Annotated in this window: 20 protein-coding genes; 11 read left to right on the top strand and 9 right to left on the bottom strand. The window is 74.3% G+C overall.

Going from position 1 to position 21,762, the window contains the following annotated elements:
• Positions 1 to 3 precede the first annotated feature (3 nt).
• From JD78_RS18880 to serS, 4 genes are all read right to left on the bottom strand, one after another.
• Positions 4 to 1,635, bottom strand: coding sequence for a methyl-accepting chemotaxis protein (locus JD78_RS18880; RefSeq protein ID WP_166521303.1), 1,632 nt, complete (start codon positions 1,633 to 1,635; stop codon positions 4 to 6).
• A 124-nt stretch (positions 1,636 to 1,759) separates the two neighbouring features.
• Positions 1,760 to 2,566: an HAD-IIB family hydrolase gene (locus JD78_RS18875; protein ID WP_166521302.1), complete on the bottom strand. Its 807-nt coding sequence runs from the start codon at positions 2,564 to 2,566 to the stop codon at positions 1,760 to 1,762.
• On the bottom strand, positions 2,559 to 3,512 hold the full coding sequence (locus JD78_RS18870) for an HAD family hydrolase (protein ID WP_153359181.1): 954 nt from the start codon (positions 3,510 to 3,512) through the stop codon (positions 2,559 to 2,561). The genes JD78_RS18875 and JD78_RS18870 overlap by 8 nt, the downstream gene beginning before the upstream one ends.
• A complete protein-coding gene (serS, locus tag JD78_RS18865; protein ID WP_153359179.1) occupies positions 3,509 to 4,810 on the bottom strand; it encodes a serine--tRNA ligase in 1,302 nt (433 codons plus the stop codon). Before serS ends, JD78_RS18870 begins: the two co-directional genes overlap by 4 nt.
• Positions 4,811 to 5,350: 540 nt before the next feature.
• On the opposite strand from serS, the gene JD78_RS18860 reads away from it, so the two are divergent.
• The 4 genes from JD78_RS18860 (at position 5,351) to JD78_RS18845 (ending at position 9,146) form a co-directional block, all read left to right on the top strand.
• On the top strand, positions 5,351 to 6,922 hold the full coding sequence (locus JD78_RS18860) for an ImmA/IrrE family metallo-endopeptidase (protein ID WP_153362587.1): 1,572 nt from the start codon (positions 5,351 to 5,353) through the stop codon (positions 6,920 to 6,922).
• Between the two features lie 34 nt (positions 6,923 to 6,956).
• A complete protein-coding gene (locus JD78_RS18855) occupies positions 6,957 to 8,390 on the top strand; it encodes a GuaB1 family IMP dehydrogenase-related protein (protein ID WP_153362242.1) in 1,434 nt (477 codons plus the stop codon).
• Entirely contained in the window at positions 8,387 to 8,734 is a 348-nt protein-coding gene (locus tag JD78_RS18850; RefSeq protein ID WP_153362243.1) for a metallopeptidase family protein, read from the top strand. The genes JD78_RS18855 and JD78_RS18850 overlap by 4 nt, the downstream gene beginning before the upstream one ends.
• Before the next feature lie 79 nt (positions 8,735 to 8,813).
• Positions 8,814 to 9,146, top strand: coding sequence for a GroES family chaperonin (locus tag JD78_RS18845; RefSeq protein WP_228395414.1), 333 nt, complete (start codon positions 8,814 to 8,816; stop codon positions 9,144 to 9,146).
• On the opposite strand, the gene JD78_RS18840 is transcribed toward JD78_RS18845, so the two are convergent.
• The 5 genes from JD78_RS18840 to pheA all read right to left on the bottom strand — a co-directional run bounded on the left by JD78_RS18840 (position 9,143) and on the right by pheA (position 13,590).
• Complete coding sequence (locus tag JD78_RS18840; RefSeq protein ID WP_153362244.1) at positions 9,143 to 9,619, bottom strand: MerR family transcriptional regulator; 477 nt, start codon at positions 9,617 to 9,619, stop codon at positions 9,143 to 9,145. The two genes, JD78_RS18845 and JD78_RS18840, sit on opposite strands and share 4 nt — an antisense overlap.
• 10 nt (positions 9,620 to 9,629) lie before the next feature.
• Positions 9,630 to 10,460 (bottom strand): SDR family NAD(P)-dependent oxidoreductase, encoded by an 831-nt coding sequence (locus tag JD78_RS18835; protein ID WP_153362245.1) that lies wholly within the window; start codon positions 10,458 to 10,460, stop codon positions 9,630 to 9,632.
• Positions 10,457 to 11,485: an NAD(P)-dependent alcohol dehydrogenase gene (locus tag JD78_RS18830; RefSeq protein ID WP_153362246.1), complete on the bottom strand. Its 1,029-nt coding sequence runs from the start codon at positions 11,483 to 11,485 to the stop codon at positions 10,457 to 10,459. The genes JD78_RS18835 and JD78_RS18830 overlap by 4 nt, the downstream gene beginning before the upstream one ends.
• A 42-nt stretch (positions 11,486 to 11,527) precedes the next feature.
• Positions 11,528 to 12,478 (bottom strand): quinone oxidoreductase family protein, encoded by a 951-nt coding sequence (locus JD78_RS18825; protein ID WP_228395415.1) that lies wholly within the window; start codon positions 12,476 to 12,478, stop codon positions 11,528 to 11,530.
• A gap of 131 nt (positions 12,479 to 12,609) precedes the next feature.
• Positions 12,610 to 13,590, bottom strand: a complete 981-nt coding sequence (gene pheA, locus JD78_RS18820; RefSeq protein WP_153362247.1) for a prephenate dehydratase — start codon at positions 13,588 to 13,590, stop codon at positions 12,610 to 12,612.
• A gap of 113 nt (positions 13,591 to 13,703) precedes the next feature.
• Here pheA and JD78_RS18815 point away from each other — a divergent pair, with 113 nt between their 5' ends.
• The 7 genes from JD78_RS18815 to JD78_RS18790 all read left to right on the top strand — a co-directional run bounded on the left by JD78_RS18815 (position 13,704) and on the right by JD78_RS18790 (position 21,746).
• Entirely contained in the window at positions 13,704 to 15,518 is a 1,815-nt protein-coding gene (locus tag JD78_RS18815) for a GGDEF domain-containing protein (protein ID WP_243731084.1), read from the top strand.
• Complete coding sequence (locus tag JD78_RS18810) at positions 15,515 to 18,091, top strand: GGDEF domain-containing protein (protein ID WP_243731083.1); 2,577 nt, start codon at positions 15,515 to 15,517, stop codon at positions 18,089 to 18,091. Before JD78_RS18815 ends, JD78_RS18810 begins: the two co-directional genes overlap by 4 nt.
• Positions 18,016 to 18,324 (top strand): AIR carboxylase family protein, encoded by a 309-nt coding sequence (locus JD78_RS22420; RefSeq protein WP_243731082.1) that lies wholly within the window; start codon positions 18,016 to 18,018, stop codon positions 18,322 to 18,324. The genes JD78_RS18810 and JD78_RS22420 overlap by 76 nt, the downstream gene beginning before the upstream one ends.
• Before the next feature lie 32 nt (positions 18,325 to 18,356).
• Positions 18,357 to 19,580 (top strand): nickel pincer cofactor biosynthesis protein LarC, encoded by a 1,224-nt coding sequence (gene larC / locus JD78_RS18805; protein WP_228395417.1) that lies wholly within the window; start codon positions 18,357 to 18,359, stop codon positions 19,578 to 19,580.
• A 169-nt stretch (positions 19,581 to 19,749) separates the two neighbouring features.
• Positions 19,750 to 20,346 carry a TMEM165/GDT1 family protein gene (locus JD78_RS18800; protein WP_166521301.1) on the top strand — a complete coding sequence of 199 codons (597 nt, stop codon included), beginning with the start codon at positions 19,750 to 19,752 and terminating at the stop codon, positions 20,344 to 20,346.
• Between the two features lie 47 nt (positions 20,347 to 20,393).
• Positions 20,394 to 21,038, top strand: coding sequence for a LysE family translocator (locus tag JD78_RS18795; protein ID WP_153362659.1), 645 nt, complete (start codon positions 20,394 to 20,396; stop codon positions 21,036 to 21,038).
• Positions 21,039 to 21,158: 120 nt separating this feature from the next.
• Positions 21,159 to 21,746, top strand: a complete 588-nt coding sequence (locus tag JD78_RS18790; RefSeq protein WP_166521300.1) for a GGDEF domain-containing protein — start codon at positions 21,159 to 21,161, stop codon at positions 21,744 to 21,746.
• Positions 21,747 to 21,762 lie beyond the last annotated feature (16 nt).

The following is a 21,762-nucleotide window of genomic DNA, read 5'->3' as shown; positions in this document are numbered from 1 at the left end:
GGGTCAGACGGCGAACCGGTTGACGGCGGCCTGCAGCTCGTCGCTCATCCGGGACAGCTCCTCCGCCGAACGCTGCGCCTCCTCCACCCGCTGGTTGGTCTCCGCGGTGCCCGCGGCCAGCCCGGTGATCGCCGAGGCGATGCTCTGCGAGGACGACGCCGCCTCGATCACGTTGCGGTTCATCTCGTTCGTGGTGGCGGTCTGCTCCTCGACGGCCGCGGCGATGGTGGCCTGGAAGTCGTTGATCTCCCCGATCACCGAGCTGATCTGACCGATCGCGTCCACCGCACCGGCGGTGTCGGCCTGGATGGCCTCCACCCGACGGGCGATGTCCTCCGTCGCCCGTGCGGTCTCCTGCGCCAGCTCCTTCACCTCGTTGGCGACCACCGCGAAGCCCTTGCCGGCCTCACCGGCCCGGGCGGCCTCGATCGTCGCGTTCAGCGCCAGCAGGTTCGTCTGCTCCGCGATCGAGGTGATGGTCTTCACCACGTTGCCGATCTCCTGCGAGGAGTCACCCAGCTTGCCGACGGTGCGGGTGGTGTTCTCCGCGACGCTCACCGCCTGGTTGGCCACCCGGGACGCCTCGCTGGCGTTCTGGCTGATCTCCCGGATCGCCGCCTCCATCTGCTGGGAGCCGGTGCTGACCGTGTCCACGCTCGAGGCCACCTCGCCGGCGTTCGCGACCACGACGTCGGCCTGACCGGCCGCCGTCCGGGCGTTCGCCGCCATCGCCTGGGCACCGGCGGTCAGCTGCTGCGAGGCCGCACCCAGCCGGCCCGCCGAGTCGCTCACCAGGGTCAGCACGCCGCCCAGGGAGTCCAGGGTCGCGTCCAGCGAGTGCGCGACCTCGCCCAGCTCGGCCCCGCCGACGTTGCCGGCGCGCACCCGGAGGTCACCGGCGGCGACCTGCTCCAGGGTCTCGCGGATGCGCTGGACCGGGCGGGTGACGCTGCGGGCCATGAGGACGGCGAGCACGACCGACACGACGAGGCCGATCGCCACACCGATGATGGTGAGGGTGCGGGCACTCGCGGCCGCGTCGCGGGCCTCCTGGACGGTGGCCGAGGTGACGGCGATCTGCGCGTCGCTGGCCGCGGTGAGCGCGTCGATCGCGTTGGTCTCGGCCTGGATCAACGTGGGCAGCTCCGAGAGCGCGTTGCCCCCGGCGGCGCCGATCTCCGCCATCTTCGCGCTGGTGTCGTCGTAGAGCGCGATGGCGGCCTGGAAGTCCTGGAAGGCGGCCTCGGTGGCCGGCCGGAGGGAGAGCTCGTCGAGGCCGGCGCGGAGCTCGTCGAGCGTCTCGCGGATGGTGACCTGCTGCTCCTGCAGGGACTGGACGATGTCCGGCGTGAGCCCGACGCCCTGCCCGCGCGAGATCGTGGCCTGGTACTGCCAGTAGGTGGAGCGGAGCAGCAGGATGTCCCGCAGCGGGACGGCGCCCTCGGTGTAGACCTCCTCGGCCTGTCGGCTCAGCTCGTTCATGCGCGTGACGCCGAGCGCACCGACGGCGAGCGTGGCCAGCGCCACCAGCAGGAAGGCGGCGAGCAGCCGGGTGCGCAGGCCCGTGCGCTGGACGAGCCCCGGACGTCGGTCCGCATCAGTGTGGGTGGCCTGGGTGGCCCGGACGTCGGTCATGGCGTGCCTCTCCTGCGACGGACGCACCAGCGCGTCCCTGTGAGCCGGAGATCGGCAGCAGGCAGCCGGTTCTGGAGCCAGCGTCCGTACTGGAACCAGAAAGTCCGCTGGATCGAGTGAGGTGTCAGGCGCGAAGCGTGGCCAGGAAGGCGGCGACCCCGTCGTCGTCGTTGGCGAGGGTCACGTCGGTGGCGACGGCGAGGACGTCGGGGTGCGCGCGCTCCATCGCCACCGCCCGCCCGCCGCCGCTGCGCACCCACTCGAAGGCCGCGATGTCGTTGGGCATGTCCCCGAAGTAGACGACGTCGGCCGGCGCCAGCCCGCGCTCGGCGGCCAGCCGGGCCAGGCCGGTCGCCTTCGTCACGCCGGCCGCGGAGATCTCGGCCATCGCGTCGGAGGAGGAGGTGGTGACCGTGGCGGTGTCCCCCACGACCTCGGCGACCAGCGCCACGAACTCGTCCCGGGACAGGCGCTCGTGCCGGGCGAGCAGCTTGGCCACCGGCTGGGCGACCATCTCCTCCAGGGTCGCCACCGCGACACCGGGGGCGTCCTTGTCCCAGCGCGGCCGGTAGATCGGCTCGTGCCGGAACTGGTCGCCGTACTCGACGGCGAACCAGGTGTCCGGCTGGCGGTCCCGCAGCTGGGCGGTGATCACCCGCAGCACCTCCGGTTGCACCGGCTGCTCGTCGAGCACGGTGAACGCGGTCAGGTCGAGCAGGACGGCGCCGTTGCAGCAGATCGCCGTCCCCCCGCCCAGCCGCTCGCGCACCCCGAGCATCCAGCGCGGCGGCCGCCCGGTGGCCAGCACCAGCGGCACCCCCTCGGCCTCCCACCAGCGCAGCTCGGCCAGGGTCGCGTCGCTGATCGACTCGTCGCTGCGCAGCAGCGTGCCGTCCAGGTCGCTGACGATGAGCCGCGGCCGGTCAGCCACCGGTGCCCTCCAGCGCCAGCAGCGCCTCCAGGTACTGCGCCACGCCGTCGGCCTCGTGGCCGCTCGTCCGGTCGCCGGCCGCGGCGCGCACCAACGGGTGGGCGTTGGCCACGGCGACCGCCCGGCCGCCGCCGCTCTGGACCGCCTCGATCATCGGCAGGTCGTTGGGCATGTCGCCGAAGACGAGCACGTCGCCGAAGCCCAGGCCCAGGGCGCCGAGCACGACCTCCAGACCGCTGGCCTTGGTCACCCCCGGCGGCAGCACCTCGATGAAGCCCAGCCCGGCGTGGGTGAGCTCTGCGACCGCGGGGTCGACGACGGTGCGGGCCAGCGCCACCAGCTCGTCCTCCCCCAGGTGCGGCGAGCGCAGGAACACCTTGAGCACGGCGCCGACCGGCAGCACCTGGTGCCGCGGCAGCAGGTGCGCGGGCTCGGGGTAGGGCCAGTCGAAGCCGTGCTGCACCCGCAGCGGGCGCATCGCCTCGGCCTGCTCGGCGGCGTCCTCCACCGCCACGATGAGCTCGCCGGCGACGCCCTCGATCGCGGCGATCACCTCGGTGGCCATTTCGCGGGGCATGCCCACGGTGCGCAGCACCTCGTCCGGCGCACCGCCGGCCCCGAACCGGACGACGTAGCCGCCCTGGGCCAGGACGGCCGTCCCCTGCCCGGCGAGCGCCGCCCGGACGCTCTCCAGCAGCCGCGGCCCGCGCCCGGTCGCACCGACCACCGGCAGCCCGGCGGCCCGGCAGGCGGCGATCGCCGCGGCGGTGCGCGGGCTGACCTCCCCGTGCGCACCCAGCAGCGTGCCGTCCAGGTCGCTGACCACCAGGCGGGGCCGCCAGCCACCCAGGCGGGCGCCCAGGTCACCGAGGTCGACCACCTCGCCGGCGGCCGCGGCCGCCGCCGGGGCGGTCAGCCCGCCGCCGTCCGGCCGGCCACCGCTCATGCGGCGGGGCCGGGGGTGACCGCGGCGAGCGCCATGCCGGGGGTGAGCACCTCGTGGCCGCCCAGCCACGGGCGCAGCGCCGCCGGCACGTGCACCGAGCCGTCGGCCCGCTGGTGCACCTCGAGCAGGCAGGCGATGGTGCGCGCGATCGCGCACAGCGTGCCGTTCAGCGTGGCCGCGGGCTGCGGCCGGCCGTCGGCGTCCCGGTAGCGGATCTGCAGCCGGCGGGCCTGGAAGGTGGTGCAGTCCGAGGTGCTGGTCAGCTCGCGGTAGGTGCCCTGGCTGGGGAACCACGCCTCGATGTCGAACTTGCGGGCCGCGCTGGTGCCCAGGTCGCCGGCGGCGATGTCGACCACCCGGTAGGGCAGCTCCAGCGCCTGGAGGAACTCCTCCTCCCACTGCAGCAGCCGGCGGTGCTCGGCAGCGGCGTCCTCGGGGGCGCAGAAGCTGAACATCTCGACCTTGTCGAACCAGTGCACGCGGATGATGCCGCGGGTGTCCTTGCCGTAGGACCCGGCCTCGCGGCGGAAGCAGGAGGACCACCCGGCGTACCGCTTGGGGCCGGCGGAGAGGTCGAGCACCTCCTTGCTGTGCATGCCGGCGAGGGCGACCTCGGAGGTGCCGACGAGGTACAGGTCGTCGCGCTCGATCCGGTAGACCTCCTCGTCGTGCTCGCCGAGGAAGCCGGTGCCCTCCATCGCCTCGGGCTTGACCAGTGCCGGGGCGACCACCGGGGTGAACCCGGCGGCGACGGCGCGGGTGATCGCCAGCTGGGCGAGCGCGAATTCCAGCAGCGCGCCGGGGCCGGTGAGGAAGTAGAACCGGGCGCCGGAGACCTTCGCGCCGCGCTCCATGTCGATGGCGCCGAGGGCCTCACCGATCTGCAGGTGGTCCTTGACCTCGAAGTCGTAGGCCGGCACCTCGCCCACGGTCCGGATCTCCACCGCGTCGTCCTCGCCGCCGGGCGGGACGTCGTCGTGCACCAGGTTCGGGATGCGCAGGTGCAGCTCGTGCAGGGCGGCGTCCGCGGTGCGCTCGGCCTCCTCGGCCTCCTTCACCTGCGCGGCCAGCGCCTTCGCCCGCTCCAGCACGGCGGGGCGCTCCTCGGGGGTGGCCTTCTTCACCGCCTGCGAGGCGGCCTTCTGCTCGGCGCGCAGGTCGTCGGCGGCCTTCACCGCGGCCCGGCGGTCGGCGTCGGCGGCCAGCAGCCGGTCGACCAGGGAGTCGTCGGCGCCCCGGGCGCGCTGGCTGGCCTTGACCCGCTCGGGGTCCTCACGCACGAGTCGCAGGTCGATCACACGGCTGATCGTAGGTGCCCGCCTGATCTGATCCCCCACGCTGGCCGCGCCTTGACGCAGCTCCGCCGGCGAGGGACATCTACCTCGACCGAGTCAGTCCCATGCAACCGGACGTCACTTGGTGTACGTTCCAAGCGGCTCGGCAACACGTGAGCCCCCAAAGCCCCAACTCGCTATGTCCGAGTTGGGGCTTTCGTCGTGTGGGCTGAACCTTGGAGGTTGCGTGGGACTGGCGTACGAGGGCAACCCTCGCCATCGAGACCCCTGGCAGCGCGGCGCCCAAGGAAGCCGCTGCCCCAAGGGAGCCGACGGCCCGACCCTGCTCGCACAGAGCGTCTCAGATCCTAAGAACCCTCGTCGTCGATTCGCGACCGACGGCACCGACGCGTTCCAAGCCAAGCCAACCAACACAGTAAACGCAGAGGGCGACGATGTTTGGCACGGCTTTCCCGTTGCATGGCACAGCGTTCCTGTGCCAATCAAGAAACATTGGGTTCAGCAGCAGGTAGTGACACCCCGAGTTTTTAAGAGAGGTCAATCGTGAGCGCCATCAAGTGGTCCTACCTGTCAGGCGACACGTCGACTTTCGCCATCGAGATGAGCCTGCTCGACGATGGGGTCGACGACTCGATGGTCGACCCGGACGAGCGCGCATCCTGGGGCGCTCTTCGCATCTGGATGAACGGCCGCAATGTCTGCATGCACGAAGAGCAGGGGGAGCTCCTCACTGGCGCCCACTGGTATCTTCTTCCGTTGATCGAGTGGCTGACGGAAAACTGGGACGCCATCTTTCACGAGGAACGACTGCCTTTCCCAACGTTGACCGACCGCGCATCCAGGGCCGCGCTCGAAGCCGATCGCAGGACATTCGGCCTGGACGACGAACCGGACTGGGCAGCGATGACGCAGGTCTATGAGTGGCGGAACCGCCACTCCCTTCGCGCCGGAGCGGAAGGAGGACTACTTCCAGACTTGTGGCTACGTCGGAGCCAGGACTCGCTCGAGGTGAGCGTGGGACTAACACGAGACCCGGGAACTCCGAGCCACTTCGCCTACTCCATCGAAGGGGTCGCGAAGGTTGACCTCTTTAGCGCCAGCCAGTCACTGTTCGACATTCTTAGCGCCGTCACAGCAAAGCTGTCTGATCTGCAACCTGAGTCAGAACGAATCAGAACGCTTTGCGACGTGATCGAGTCACTAAAGGACGGCCCGAGTCGCTACCTTGCTCGATTCGCGTGGCTCAGCGGAGCTGGACCGGATCAAGAGGGATTTCGCACTCTTTGGCAGGAGGTGGAGACCTCGTTGGCAGCAGTTGACCCCTCCGACATCGCCGGCGCCGTAGGTGAGCCGGAACCGGGTCAGCTGGTTTTGGCTGGCGCTCGGCTGGCTCTCCTGTTCGGCTCGACAAGTCCCACTATCAGTTCAGGCGACGTAATGGTTCTTACGTCACTTGCGGCGCACCCGAGTGACACAGTTGCCACCGTGCCCGGAGGGTGGGTCGAAGACGAAGACAATATGAACGGTCTCACTCCCGGCGAGATCGGATCAGACCTGGGCGAAAGAGCTTACGAGCAATTTGCAAAAGATCGACACGTGCAAGACGGGCATGTCGATATCAAGTCATTGCTCGACGCTTGGTCGGTCAGTCATAGGACACTGAAGTTGTCCGACCGACTTCTTCGAGGCGTCTCCGTGTACGACACTTTCGGCCATGCGGTAGTTGTCGCTAACGAGAACTACTCTCGCGGCAACCACATTACGGTGCACCGTTTCACCCTGGCTCACGAGCTGGCGCACTTGCTGCTGGATCGCCAGAGTGGCTCCACACTTGCAGTTTCAAGTGGACCATGGGCCCCTAAGTCGATCGAGCAACGCGCCAATGCCTTCGCCGCTGCACTATTGATGCCTCGAGAACTTCTTCTTGATGCCGCCAAGCGTACCGACGGCGATCTCGCGAACTACAGGACCGCGCAATCTATTGCTGCGAGGCTGCGGGTGAGCATCGCCAGTCTTGCCGATCGGTTGTACAACCTTGGAGCAGTGTCCCGCGATGACGCGGATGCGCTTCGAGCGCAAGCGGAACTAGCCCTGCGCCGCACGCATCGCCACTAGCTTCAACCCTGTCGAAATTTGAGGAGACTTTAGAATGCGCTTCCTCGGCGACCGCCGCCCGGACCACGACCTCACCTACAGCGACGTGTTCATGGTGCCGGCGCACTCCACCGTCGGCTCCCGGCTCGAGGTCGACCTGACCACCCCCGACCGGGTCGGCACGACCGTCCCGATCGTCGTCGCCAACATGACGGCGATCTCCGGCCGGCGGATGGCCGAGACCGTGGCCCGCCGCGGTGGCCTGGCCGTGCTGCCGCAGGACATCCCGATCGACGTCGTCGGCGAGGTCGTCTCCTGGGTCAAGTCGCGGCACACCGTCTACGACACCCCGATCACGCTGGGCCCGACGTCCACCGTCGCCGAGGCGCTGTCGCTGATGGGCAAGCGGGCGCACGGCGTCGTCGTGGTCGTGCAGGCCGGCCGCCCGGTCGGGGTGGTCACCGACGGCGCCTGCCAGGGCGTCGACCGGTTCACCCAGCTGTCCGAGGTGATGACCCCCGAGCCGCTGACGATCCCCGCCGGCACCGACCTGCCCAAGGTCTTCGACGTGCTGTCCGCCGAGCGGATCAGCGCCGCCCCCGTCGTCGACGGCGACCAGCTGGTCGGCCTGATCACCCGCAAGGGCGCGCTGCGCTCGGCGATCTACGCCCCCGCGGTCGACTCCGCCGGGCAGCTGCTCACCGCCGCCGCCGTCGGCATCAACGGCGACGTCGCCGGCAAGGCCGAGGCCTTGCTGGCGCACGGGGTGGACGTGCTCGTCGTCGACACCGCGCACGGCCACCAGGAGAAGGCGGTCGAGGCGGTGCGCGCCGTCCGCGCCGTCGCCGGGACGACGCCGGTGGTGGCCGGCAACGTGGTGACCGCCGAGGGCACCCGCGACCTGGTCGAGGCCGGGGCGGACGTCGTCAAGGTCGGCGTCGGGCCCGGCGCCATGTGCACCACCCGGATGATGACCGGCGTCGGCCGCCCGCAGTTCTCCGCCGTCGAGGAGTGCGCCGCCGCGGCGCGCGAGCTGGGCAAGCACGTGTGGGCCGACGGCGGCGTGAAGCACCCCCGCGACGTGGCGCTGGCGCTGGCCGCCGGCGCGGCGAACGTGATGATCGGCTCCTGGTTCGCCGGCACCTACGAGAGCGCCGGCGACCTGTACGACGACGGCACCGGCCGGAAGTACAAGGAGAGCTTCGGGATGGCGTCGGCGCGGGCGGTCAAGGCCCGCACCGCCACCCAGAGCGGCTTCGACCGGGCCCGCGCCGGGCTGTTCGAGGAGGGCATCAGCTCCTCCCGGATGTACCTGGACCCGGCCCGGCCCGGCGTCGAGGACCTGATCGACCAGATCGTGGCCGGCGTGCGCTCCTCGGCCACCTACGCCGGGGCGCGCACCGTCGACGAGCTGCACGAGCGGGCGGTGCTGGGGGTGCAGAGCGCGGCCGGCTACGAGGAGGGCCGCCCGCAGCCCACCAGCTGGTGAGGCCACTGCCCGTCGACCGGTTCGAGGAGCTGGTCGCCGACGCGCTGGACCAGGTGCCCGCCGAGCTGATGGCGCTGCTGGACAACGTCGTCGTCCTGGTGGAGGACCGGAACCCCGAGGAACCGGACCTGCTGGGCATCTACGAGGGCTACGCGCTCACCGAGCGCGGCTGGGACTACGGCGGCGCGCTGCCGGACCGGATCATGATCTACCGGGTGGCGATCTGCGACGTCTGCGACGACGAGGACCAGGTCGTCGAGGAGGTCACGATCACCGTCGTGCACGAGATCGCGCACCACTTCGGCATCGAGGAGGAGCGCCTGCACGCCCTCGGCTGGGGCTGACCCCCGGGTTTCCGCGCCGAACCCCGTCCGGCTTTCGGCGCCCAAACCCGATCGGGGACGGCGGGTAGCGTTGCCGGACGTGCCCGAGGACGCGACCACCGGCGGCTTGCCGATCAAGATGCTGCACGACCGGCTGCTGGTCGCCCTCCGCAAGGAGGACGGCGACCGGCGCTCCACCGGCGGCATCCTGATCCCGGCCACCGCGCAGGTCGCCAAGCGGCTGGTGTGGGGTGAGGCCAAGGGTGTCGGCCCGAGCGTGCGCCAGATCAAGGTCGGCGACCAGGTGCTGTTCTCCCCCGAGGACCAGCACGAGGTCGAGGTGCACGGCGAGGACCTGATCATCCTGCGCGAGCGCGACGTGCACGCCGTCGCCGCCGCCCGGATCGAGGAGAACACCGGCCTCTACCTCTAGGCCGGCACCCCCGGCAGCGTCCCGCGCAGCCGCGGGTCGGCGGAGATCTGCGCCAGCAGGTCCGCGGGCAGTTCGTCCTCGCAGTCGACCCCGCGGGCGATCAGCTCGCGGTACTGGGCGATCTTCGCCTGCACGACGGCCAGGTCGTCGCGCAGCTCGACCATCCGCTGCTCGATGGCCGCGCACTGCCGCTCCAGCAGGGCCATCCGCTCCGGGTGGTTGGCCAGCTCCCCACCGCCGAGCGTGACGAAGCGCCGGACGTCGGCCACCGGCATCCCGGTGCGGCGCAGCGCCTGCACCAGCCGGATGAACCGCAGGGCGCCGGGCGGGTAGCGCCGCCGCCCGTCGGGGGCCCGCTCCACCAGCGGGAGCAGACCCTCGCGCTCGTACCAGCGCAGCGTGTCGATGCTGAGGCCGGTCTCCTCGGAGACCTGCCGGATGCCGAGCGACGTCGTCGCGCTCACCGCCGTCATGGCCGCCAGGCTAGGCGGCGGCACGGCGTCCGGTCCCGTCCTCCGCCGCCCGCCCGGTGATCGCGGCCATCAGCAGCACCGCGCGCCGCCGGGTCAGCAGCCGCACGGCCCGGACCGAGGCCCGGTTGGCCCGGCCGACCGCCACGCTCGGCGGCGGCTTGCGCCGGTCCAGCGCCTGGAACGCCGTGGCCACCACCTCCTGAGGCGACTGCCGGCCTCGGCCGCCGTCGGCCGCGTCGGTGCCCACGACGTCGAAGAACTCGGTGTCGGTGGCGCCGGGCGACAGCGCGAGCACACGCAGCCCGGCGCCCAACGACTCCTGCCAGAGCGCCTCGGTGAAGCTCAGCACGAAGGCCTTCGCCGCGGCGTAGACGGCCATGCCGGGCGTGGGCAGGTAGGCGGCCATGCTCGCCACGTTCACCAGCACGCCGCTGCCGGCCGCCCGCAGCCGGTCGACGAACGCCCGGCTGACGTCGACCAGGGCGGTGATGTCGACGGCGATCATGTCGGCCAGCCGGTCGGGGTCCTCCCGGTGGAACGGTCCGTGCGTGCCGAAGCCGGCGCAGTTCACCAGGCTGGTCACCGCGATCCCCCGCCGGTCGACCTCGGCGGCGAGCGCCCTGCCGGCCGCCGGCCGGGCCAGGTCCAGCGGGACGACGTCGACGCGCACCCCGTGCGCCGCGGTGAGCTCCGCGGACAGCTGCGCCAGCCGCTCCGCGCGGCGGGCGACCAGCACCAGGGCCGATCCGCGGGCCGCGAGCTGCCGGGCGAACTCGGCGCCGATGCCCGCGCTGGCGCCGGTGACCAGCGTGGTCTGCCCGCGCCAGTCGACCGCGCTCACGGAGCCACCGCCAGCACGAACCGGTACCGGACGTCGTTCCGGGCGAGCCGCTCGAACGCGGTGTCCACCTCCGCCAGGGGCAGCACCTCCACGTCGGCGGTGAGGCCGTGCTCGCCGCAGAAGTCGAGCATCTCCTGGGTCTCCGCGGTGCCCCCGGAGCCGGAGACGGTGAGCGTGCGGCCGAGCAGGCTCATCGGGGGCACCACGTACCGCTCGGGCAGCCCGAGCACGCAGAGCGTCCCGTCGAGCCGGAGCGCGCCGAGGTAGGGCGCCAGGTCGTGGGCGCCGGAGGCGGTGTCCAGCACGAAGTCCAGCCGGCCGGCGACGGCGGCCATCGCCGCGGGGTCGGTGGAGACGACGACGTCGCGCGCGCCGAGCGCCCGGGCGTCGTCCGCCTTGGCCGGCGAGGTGGTGAACACGGTGACCCGGGCGCCCAGCGCGACCGCGAACCGGACCGCGAGGTGGCCCAGCCCGCCCAAGCCGACCACGCCGACCTGCTGCCCGGGGCCGACCCCGGCCCGGCGCAGCGGCGACCAGGTGGTGACGCCGGCGCACATCAGCGGTGCGGCGCCCGCGGGGTCGAGCCCGGCGGGGAGCCGGTAGGTGAAGGCGTCCCGGACGACGTACTCGGTGGAGTAGGCGCCCTGCGTGGGGGTGCCGTCGTGCCGGTCGACGCCGCCGTAGGTGAGCTGCGGGAACTCACGGCAGTAGCTCTCCCGGTGGGCGAGGCAGTTCTCGCACCGCCCGCACGAGTCGACGATGTTGCCCACGGCGACCGCGTCACCGACCGCGACGCGGGTCACCTCGGCGCCGACCGCGGTCACCTCGCCGGTGAACTCGTGGCCCGGCACCAGGGGGCCGGCACCGGGGGCGAGGCCCTCGACCGCGTGCAGGTCGCTGTGGCAGACCCCGACGTGGGTGACCCGCACGGCGACGTCGTCGGGGCGCAGGTCGCGGCGGGTGAACTCCAGCGGTCGCAGCCCCGCACGGTCTCCGTACGCGGCGTACCCGGTGACTGGTCTCATGCCGGGGACGCTAGGAGCTGGAGTGCACTCCACCGCAAGCGCTCACGGCAGCAGGGCGAGCTTCCCGCCGGGGTGGCCGCTCATCAGCAGGTCCAGCGCCTGCCGGGCCTCGGTGAGCGGGAAGGTGCGGGCCATCGGGACGACGAGCCGGCCGTCCGCGGCGAGCTCGATCAGTGGGGCGCGCACCGAGTCGCGGTAGGCAGCGCTGTCCGGCATCGCGCCGCCGATCATGCGGATGCCGTCGGACTCGGCCCGGCCGGCCGCCGCGATGGTGACGATCCGCTCCCGGTCGGCCACCAGCGCCAGCGAGACGTCGACCGCCTCGTCGGTGCCGACCGCGTCGAGGGCCGCCTGCACGCCGTCCGGCGCGAGCGCGCGCACCCGGTCGGCCAACCCGTCGCCGTAGCGCACCGGCTCGCCCCCGAACCGCCGGACGACGTCGGCGCTGCCCTCCCCCGCGGTGCCGATCACCCGGGCGCCGAGCAGCGCGGCCTGCTGCAGCACGCTCACCCCGACCGCGCCGGAGGCCCCGTGCAGCAGCACGGTGTCGCCGGCCGTCACGCCGGTGACGTGCAGCATCTCGGCGGCCGTGGTGCCGGCGAGCAGCAGGTTCGCCGCCTCCTCCGGCGCCAGCGCCGGTGGGCGGGCGAACACCGCCGACGCCGGCACGGTGACCTCGGTGGCGTACCCGCCGGCGATCCGGAAGGCGAGCACCTCGTCGCCGACCTCGCCGCCGCCGGCGGCGATCTCGGTGTCCGCGCCGACCGCGGTGATGCGCCCGGCCACCTCGTAGCCGACCGGCACCGGCAGCTGGTCCCGGTCGCCCCCGCGCGCGACGTGCTTGGCGTCGGCGGGGTTCATCCCGGCGGCGGTGACCGCGATGGTCACCTCCCCGGGGCCCGGCGGGGGCACCTCGTACTGCTGGAGCTCGAAGACGTCGAGCCCGCCGAAGTCCGTCGCCACCCAGCGCTGCGCCACGCTGACAGCAGACACCCGTCCGGGCTCCGCCGCGCGGCGAGAACGCGCGCGGGACGGAACGGTCCGGTACCAAGGGTGTGCAGCGCGTCCCTGAGCGCGCACACTGGGTCACCGTGGCGGTCGGATCGTGCACCCGGGAGGGCGGCTCAGCCCTGCCCGGCCGTCCCGGCGCGCACCCGGGCCAGCCACTCCTCGGCCGCGGTGAACGCCGCGTCGCCGACCCGCTCCGCCACCGGCTTGCCGGCCTGGGCGTCGGCGCGCGGGTACGAGCCGAGGAAGCGCACCTCGTCGGCCGCCCGGTGCAGCGCGGCCAGCGCGTCACCCACCCGCTGGTCGGCGACGTGCCCCTCGCAGTCGATGGAGAAGGAGTAGACCCCCAGCCGTTCGCGGGTGGGGCGCGACTCGATCCGGGTCAGGCTGATCCCCCGCACGGCGAACTCGGCCAGCAGGTCGAGCAGGGCGCCGGTGCGGTCGGCGACCACCGCGGTGACCGTGGTCTTGTCCGCCCCGGTGGGCGCCGGCAGCGGCCCCGGCCGCTCGACCAGCACGAACCGGGTCACCGCACCGGGGTGGTCGGCCAGGTCGGTGGCCAGCGCCACCAACCCGTACCGCTCCGCGGCGATCGCCGCGCAGACCGCGGCGTCGTGCTCGCCGTCGGCGACCCGGCGCGCGGCGTCGGCGGTCGACCCGGCCGGGACGACGTCGGCCTCCGGCACCAGCTCGGCGACCCGGGCCCGGCACTGGGCCAGGGCGTGCGGGTGGCTGGCCACCGACCGGACCCCGGCGGCGTCGGTGCCCGGGCGCACGGCCAGCACGAAGGCCACCGGCAGGAACACCTCCCGGGTGATCACCAGCGGCGCGCCGTCGACCAGCCCGTCCATCGTGGCCGGCACCGAGCCCTCGACCGAGTTCTCCAGCGGCACCAGGGCGGCGTCCCGGTCGCCGGCGCGCACGGCCGCGAGCGCTGCGGCGACGCTCGGCGCCGGGCGGGCATCGACGTGGGCACGGACGTGGGCGGGCTCATCGGCGTCGGAGGTCAGCACGGCGAGGGCGGCCTCGGCGAAGGTACCCTCGGGCCCGAGATAGGCGAACCTCGTCGGCGCTGTGCGGGAGTCTGCGCGCGGCATCCGGTGAGGGTAGTGCGGCCGCGTCGGATCCAGGTCCCGGCGCGGGGGGAGCTGCCTCGTCACCGGCCGGGTGCGTGCTCGTCACGTCCCCCGACAGTTGACAGGAGGTGTGCGTGACCGCGGGACCCGACACCCTCGAGCCGATGCTCGACACGGCCCGCTGGCGCCTCCTGGCGGCCAGCAGCGCCGAGGACGCGCACGCCTTCACCGAGGAGCTGGGGCGGGTCTCCGTCGTGCTCACCGCCGCCCGGCAGCCCGCGTGGAGCGCCTGGTCGCACGCCTTCGGTGCCCGCGCCCTCCTGCTGGACGGCGACACCGACGGAGCCGCCGCCGCCGTCGCCGCTGCGCGCGCGGCGCTCGAGCACTGCCCGGCGTCGGCCGACCGGGCGCTGACCCTGGCCTACCTGGCGCACGTCGAGGCCTGCGCCGACCGGTACGACGCCGCCCTGCAGCTGGCCGTCGACGCGAGCCTGCTGGCCGACCAGCTCGGCGCGCCGGCCGGTGAGCCGGGCGCCACCGTCTCGCCCCGCGCCCTGCACCAGGCCCACCACTGGCTCTCCCTCGCGCTGACCCGGCTGGACCTGGAGGAGCTCGCCGTCGGCCAGGCCCGGCGCGGCGCCCGCGTCGCCGGGCAGCTGCCCGACCTGGGTGACCGCTGGCAGCTGCTGCGGCTGTGTGCCCAGCAGCACGCCGAACTGGCGCAGACGGTGCAGCGGCGCGGTGACCTGGCCCGGTCCCGGGAGCTGGCCGAGGCCGCGCTGCGGTACGCCACCGAGGCCCGGCAGCTCGACTGGGAGCCCACCGACGCCGACCTCGACCTGCTCGACGTGGTGCAGGCGTGGGCGCTGACGCTCACCGGTGAGCTGGACGCCGCGCTGCCCCCGCTGCGCCGCGTCCACCGCCACCTCGCCGCCGGCGACGGGGGCCCCTGGCTCGCCGGCTACGCCGACCTCGCGCTGGCCCGGCTGCTGGCCCGGATGTGCGCCCGGGAGGTGCTCCCCACCGGCGCCACGCCACCGTCGGAGCTGGGCGAGGAGTCGCTGCAGCTGCTCGTCTCGGCCACCGGCGCCTTCGCCGCGGCCGGCGACCGCCGCCGCTACCGCCAGTGCCTGCTGGAGCTCGGCCAGGCGACCGCGGCCCTCGGGCTGACCGGCGAGGCGCTGCACTGGCTGGACGCCTACCGCTCCGAGACCAGCCGGGCGCACCTGCGCAGCCGGGAGCTGTGGGCGGAGATGTTCGTCCGGCGCAGCCGGCTGCGGGAGGCCCAGCGGCAGACCGCGGTGCTCCGCCGGCACGCCATGGAGGACACGCTCACCGGGCTGGGCAACCGGCGCAGCGCCGAGCGGCGGATGGCCGAGCTGCGCGACGACCGGGACCCGGTGTCGCTGGCGGTGGTCGACATCGACGGGTTCAAGTCGTTCAACGACGAGTACTCCCACCTGCACGGCGACGCCGTGCTGCGGACGGTCGCCGGGCTGCTCGAGGAGCACAGCCGCACCGGCGACGAGGTGTTCCGCTGGGCCGGCGACGAGTTCGTGGTGCTGCTGCCCGACACCGGGGAGGCGCAGGCGGTGGTCGCGATGGAGCGGCTGCGCGCCGCCGTCGCCGACGCCGACTGGGCCGCGCTCGAGGTCCCCGCGCCGCTGACCGTCAGCATCGGCGTCGCCAGCACCGACGGGTCCGGCGGGTCCGGCGGGTCCGGTCCCCGGTCGTGGCGGGAGCTGTTCGACTGCGCCGACCTGAACCTCTTCGCCGCCAAGCGGGGCGGCCGCAACCGGGTGCGCGCCCCCGGGGGCGGCCAGCCGTCCGCCGTACCGACCCGCTCCCCCGCCGCCACCGCTTCCGTCGACGACCTGGTCTCCCAGGTGCTGGGCAGCGCGCCGCGCCGCCCGGGGTGGGCGTTCGACGACGGCGAGGTCCGGTCGTGAGGCTGCGGTTGAACGGCGCCCGGGGCCGCGACACCGCCGGCCGGGCCGACACCCCGGTGCGTGACACGCCGGGAGGCAGCGTGCAGAGTGCCCTCGTGCCGCCCGGACTCCTGCACCAGCGGGTCAGCTCCGCGTTGGCCAACTGGGAACTCGACGAGGCGGAGACGCTGCTGGGCCAGGTCGAGGGCGAGCTGCCCGCCACGCCGGCCGACGAGCGGACCGGCGCACGGGCCTCGCTCGCCCGGGCCTGGGCCGACACGTTGCGCGCGGAGCTGCTGGTCCGCCGGCTGCGGCTGGCCGGCTGGTCGCTGCTGGGCGAGCCGCTCGTCGACGGCGGCCCCGAGCAGGAGCCCCCGCTGGACCTGCAGGGCAGCACCCTCGGTGACGACGAGCCGGTCGACCGGGAGTCCCGGTCGGAGTCCGCCGAGCAGGCCGCCCAGGCGATCGCGCTGGTGCGCTCGGCGCGGGCCGCGTTCGACGCCCAGGACGACGGACTGCAGCGGGCCGCCGGGCTGGTCCGGCACGCGCGGATCGAGCTGCTCTCCCGCCGGGTGGACGCCGCGATGGACGAGGCGGTGGAGGCGGCCAGCCTGCTGGACCCGGCGATGACCCCCGGTCCGTTGCTGGTGCACACGCTGAGCGCGCTGGCCGGGGTGCTCGCCGACCTGGAGCTGATGCCGCTGGCGCTGGACTACCAGCGCCGCGCCGCGGAGGTCGCCGCCGCCGCGGCGGCCACCGCCGAGGACGGCGACGTGGCCCGGAGCCTGGTGGGCCAGACGGCCACCCGGCTGGCCGCGCTGTGCGCCGAGGTCGGCGAGGGCGTGCTGGACGACGGCGGCGCGGAGTCCGCGCACTCCTCCTTCGCCGAGGCCCGCCTGCTGGCCGAGCGCGCGCTGGAGGAGCTGACCGCCGACGACCCCGCGGTGCTGGACGCCCAGGTCGTGCACGGCTGGGCGCTGGTCGGGCTCGGCGAGCACACCGCCGCGCTGCCGCTGCTGGACGCCGTCGTCAGCGCCGCCGAGCGGGCCGGCGACCGGTCGCTGCTGGCCTCGGCGGAGCTCGGCCTGGGCCGGGCGCTGCGCCGGTCCGGTGAGCCGCGCCGCGCCGACGACCACCTGGCCGCCGCGCTGACCGTGGCCACCGAGCACGGGCTGGCCCGGCTGCGCCGGGCGGCGCTGCGCGAGCTGTGCACGCTGCACGCCGACCTCGACGACGCCGCCCGCGCGCTCCCGTACCTGCAGGCCTACCTCGCCGACGAGCTGGACCGGGTCGACGAGCGGCGCACCCGCTGGGTGGAGCTGTTCGGCCGGCGCAAGAGCCTGCTGGAGACCGAGCGGGCCGCCGGCCAGCTGCGCCGGCAGGCCTACGAGGACCCGCTGACCCACCTGCCCAACCGCCGGTACGCCGAGGCCCGCCTGGACGGGCTGCTGACCTCCGGGGCCGCCCCGGCCCTGGCGGTCGTCGACATCGACCGGTTCAAGGCGATCAACGACGCCGCCGGCCACCCCGGGGGCGATGCGGTGCTGCGGGCGGTCGGGCAGCTGCTGGTCGACGGCTGCCGGGACACCGACGAGGTGTGCCGCTGGGCCGGCGACGAGTTCGTCATCCTGCTGCCGGAGACCACCGCCGAGCAGGCGGAGCGGGCGATGGAGCGGATCCGCCGGTCGATCGCCACCCACGACTGGTCGGCGCTCGGCGTCGAGGTGCCGGTGCGGATCAGCGTGGGCATCGCCCAGGCCACGCGCGGGGACGACCGCCGCACCCTGTTCGCCGCCGCCGACGGCGTCCTCTACGACGCCAAGCGGGCCGGGCGCGACCGGGTCGTGCGGTTGTCCGGGGTCACCCAGACCCGCGCTGCGGACGAGGCCGATGGGACGGCTGTGACGGCCCCCGGCACGGCCTCCGACGAGGTCCCGGGCTCGGCCGACCTCGCCCTTATCGTCGGCGACGTGAGCACCTCCCCGCTGGCCGACCGCCCCACCGACGACCAGCCGGAGCCCGCCGTCAACGGCTTCGCGTCGCTGCTGCTGGAGCCGCCGGTGCAGCCGGCCCGCCCGCGGAGCCCGCTGGACGAGCTCTTCGGCTCCGCCCCGCCGCCCGGCGGCCGCGCGCCGAGCAGCCGGCCGCGCCCGAGCCGGCGCCGGCACCCGCGCCCGCACCGGCGGCCGCCCGCGAGGTGCTCGCCCCCTCCGGGCCGGACGTCATCTGGGCCACCGGCCGCAGCACCGAGCAGGTGCTGGCCCTGGTCCGCGAGGCCCGCCGCGACCACCCCGACCACCCGGCCGTGGTGGTGCGGGCCAGCGCCGAGACCCTCGTCGCGCTGGCCAGCGAGCACGACGCCTACACGACGATGGACGGTGTGGCGATGGCCGCCGCCGTCGGCCCGGTGCCCGAGTCGGTCGGCCGGATCGCGGTGCTGTGCGCCAGCAGCGGTGACGCCCCGATCGCGGCCGAGGCCGCCTTCGTCGCCCGGGTCACCGGCGCCGAGGTGGTCCGGGTGGAGGACGTCGGCGGCAGCCGGATCCGCCCGCTGCTGGCCGACCCGTCGCTGCTCTCCGACGTCGACTGCCTGATCGTGGTGGCGGGGCTGGACGCCGCCCTGGCCAGCGTGGTCAGCGGCCTCACCGAGGTGCCGGTGGTCGCCGTCCCCACCTCGGCCGGGCAGGCGAACACCTTCGGCGGGTTCAGCGCGCTGCTGACCATGCTGAACTCCGCGGCGCCCGGCGTCGTGGTGAGCAACATCGACAACGGCTGGTCCGCCGGCGTCTTCGCCGCCCGCATCGCCCGCCGCACCGCCCGCGACTGACCCGTTCCATCACCGTCCGCGGTCACGCGGGCATGCTCTCCCCCATGATCGGCTGGCTGGACCTGTCCGCGGGCGCGAGCGGCGACATGCTGCTCGGCGCCCTGGTCGACGCCGGGGTGCCGCTGGAGGTCATCGCCGCGGCGGTGTCGGCCCTGCCCGTCGAGCCGGTCACCCTCACCGAGGAGGCCGTCACCCGGCACGGCCTGGGCGCCACCCGGGTGCACGTGCACGCCCCGGCCAGCGACGTGCACCGCACCTGGGCCGACGTGCGCGCCCTGCTCACCACCGCCGCCCTGCCCGGGCCCGTGCGGGACGGCGCCCTCGCGGTGTTCGAGCGGCTCGCGGTCGCCGAGGGCCGCGTGCACCGGGTCACCCCCGACCGCGTGCACTTCCACGAGGTCGGGGCGCTGGACGCGCTCGCCGACGTCGTCGGGGTGGTCGCCGGCTTCGAGCACCTGGGGCTCACCGAGCTCACCGCCTCCCCCGTGGCGCTGGGCAGCGGCTCGGCCCGCGGCGCGCACGGCGTCGTCCCGGTGCCGGGGCCCGCCGTCCTCGAGCTGCTCGCCGGCGTCCCCGTGCACGCCGGCCCGGTGCCGGCGGAGGCCTGCACCCCGACGGGCGCGGCGCTCCTGGCCGCCCGGGTGCACCGCTGGACGACGCTGCCGCCGATGCGGGTGACCCGGGTGGGCAGCGGCGCCGGCGGCCGTGACCCGGTCGAGCTGCCCAACGTCGTCCGGCTGGTGCTGGGCGAGCCGGCCGGCCAGCCCGAGGGCCCGGAGACCGAGGGGCTGCTGCTGGAGACCAACGTCGACGACCTGGACCCCCGGCTCTGGCCGGGGGTGCTGGCCGACCTGCTGGCCGCCGGGGCGTCGGACGCCTGGCTCACCCCGATCCTGATGAAGAAGGGCCGCCCGGCGCACACCCTGTCGGTGCTGTGCCGGCCCGCCGCCGTCGCCGCCGTCCAGGCCGTGGTGTTCGCCGGCACGTCGACCATCGGGCTGCGGGTGCAGCCGGTGCGCAAGGTGGTGCTGCAGCGGGTGCCCGGCAGCGTCGAGGTGCTGGGCTCCCGGGTCGGGGTGAAGGTGGCCGGCCTCGACGGGCAGGTGCTCAACGTGAGCGTCGAGTTCGACGACGTCGCCGCCCTGGCCCGCCGCACCGGGCTGCCGGTGAAGGAGGTGCTGCGGGTCGCCACGGCGGCGGCGCACGCGGCCCACCCCGGGGCATCGGGTAGCCTCGCGCACCGAGAAGGGGAGTAGCCCCCCGACCGCTGGTCGACATGCTGGCGCGCCCGCGCGCCCGGTCAGCGGGCCCGCGCCTGGCGCGGGTGGGCGAGACCTTCGGCCTCGCGGCCACCTTGATGGTGCGCCGCCGGTCGAGGGCTGCCCCGCACCCCCCGCTCGGCGGTGCTGAGCGGAAGAGAGCACTGTGGTCCCCTCGGTCATCCTGACCGCCTTCGTCCTGGTCCTCCCGGTCGAACTGCCCGACAAGACGCTGTTCGCCACCCTGGTGCTCGCCACCCGGTTCCCCGCGCTGCCGGTGTTCACCGGCGTCGCCACCGCGTTCGGCCTGCAGGTGGCGATCGCCGTCACCGCCGGCTCACTGCTGTCGCTGCTGCCCGAGGCCCTGGTCAGCGGCGTCGTCGCCGTCCTGTTCGTGGTCGGCGCCGTGCTGCTGTGGCGCAGCGCGGCCGAGGGCCCCGAGGACGCCGACGACGCCGCGGCCCGGGAGCAGACCTCGTTCCTGCGCGCGGCGGCGATCTCCTTCGGCGTGCTGTTCGCCGCCGAGTGGGGCGACCTGTCGCAGCTGGCCACCGCCGGGCTCGCCGCCCGGTACGAGGAGCCGTTGTCGGTCTTCCTCGGCTCCTGGGCGGCGCTGCTGGTCGTCTCCGGGCTGGCCGCCTTCCTGGGCCGCAAGCTGGCCGACCGGCTGCCGGTCGCGGTGATCCGCCGGGTGGCCGCGGGGCTGTTCGCTCTCTTCGCCGTGGTCGCGGTGGTCGAGACCGTGCGCACCCTGGCCGGCTGAACGGCGCGCGCTAGGGTCGCGGCCGGACCCGGGCGGAGGAGGACGACGTGGTCACCACCGCTGCCGTCGCCGGCGTCGCGCTCGTGGAACTCGGCCTGGTGCTGACGCCGGGGCCCAACATGATCTACCTGGTGTCCCGGTCGGTCACGCAGGGCCGCCGGGCCGGGCTGGTCTCGCTCCTCGGTGTCGCCGCCGGGTTCTTCGTCTACCTGGCTGCGGCCACGGCCGGCCTGGCGACCGTCTTCGTCGCCGTGCCGGCGGCCTACACAGCGCTGAAGATCGCTGGCGCCGCCTACCTGCTGCACCTCGCCTGGCAGGCGCTGCGACCGGGCGGCGTCAGCGCCTTCGCGCCACGGGACCTCCGCCCCGACCCACCTCGGACGCTGTTCCTGATGGGCCTGGTCACCAACCTGCTCAATCCCAAGATCGCCGTGCTGTACGTGTCGCTGCTGCCCCAGTTCATCGACCCCGACCGCGGCTCGGTGGCGGCGCAGAGCCTGGTGCTCGGACTCGTCCAGATCGGCATCGCCCTCACCGTGAACGGGCTCATCGTCGTCTTCGCCGGGTCGCTGGCCGGCTTCCTCTCGACCCGGCCCACCTGGCTGCGCGTCCAGCGGTGGCTGATGGGCGGGGTCCTCGGCGCCCTCGCCGTCCGGCTCGCACTGACCGGACGTCCGCAGAGCGCAGCCTGAGCCGTAGGCGCACCCGTCCGGGGGATCGGCGGCTCGACGTGCTCAAGTGGCCCGGCCTCCCTGCCGACTCCTTGCGGTGACGGCCGAGGGACGGCCGCCCAGCGAACGGGAGCACCGACCATGGAGACCATCCGCTTCGAGCAGTCGCAGGACGTGCTGGTGCAGACCGCCGCCGTGGTGGCCGCCCAGCGGCAGTTCGCCCAGCGGCTCCGGCAGCGGACGGTCCCCGACCCGCTCACCGGGCTGCCGGTGCGCAGCCTGCTCATCGACCGGCTGGAGCTGGCCCTGGCCGCCGCCGGGCCCGACACCGGCCGGCTGGCGGTGCTCTCCTGCAACCTCGACGGCATCACCACGGTCGAGGACACCCACGGCCGGCTCCTGGCCGACGCCGCCCGCGCCGAGGCCGCCGGCCGACTCGTCTCCGTCGTCCGCCAGGGCGACGTCGTCGCCCGGATCAGCGCGCAGACCTTCGTGCTGCTGTGCCCCGGCATCACCGACCCCACCGACGCCGAGGGGATCGCCCACCGGGTCACCGCCGCCTTCGACGCACCCCTGCAGCCGACCCCGGAGCTCAGCCACCGGGTCCGGCTCAGCGTCGGCGTCGCGCTGTCCGGGCGGGCGTCGACCCCGGAGTCGCTGATCGCCTCGGCCAACGAGGCGATGACCCAGATCCGGCACGAGCGCCAGGGCAGCGGCCGGCACGGCTGACCGCCCCCGGGCACCC

Source organism: Modestobacter roseus (assembly GCF_007994135.1).
Taxonomy (GTDB): Bacteria; Actinomycetota; Actinomycetes; order Mycobacteriales; family Geodermatophilaceae; genus Modestobacter; species Modestobacter roseus.
Note: the sequence above shows the minus strand (reverse complement) of the source record. Positions and strands in the feature narration are given on the sequence as shown.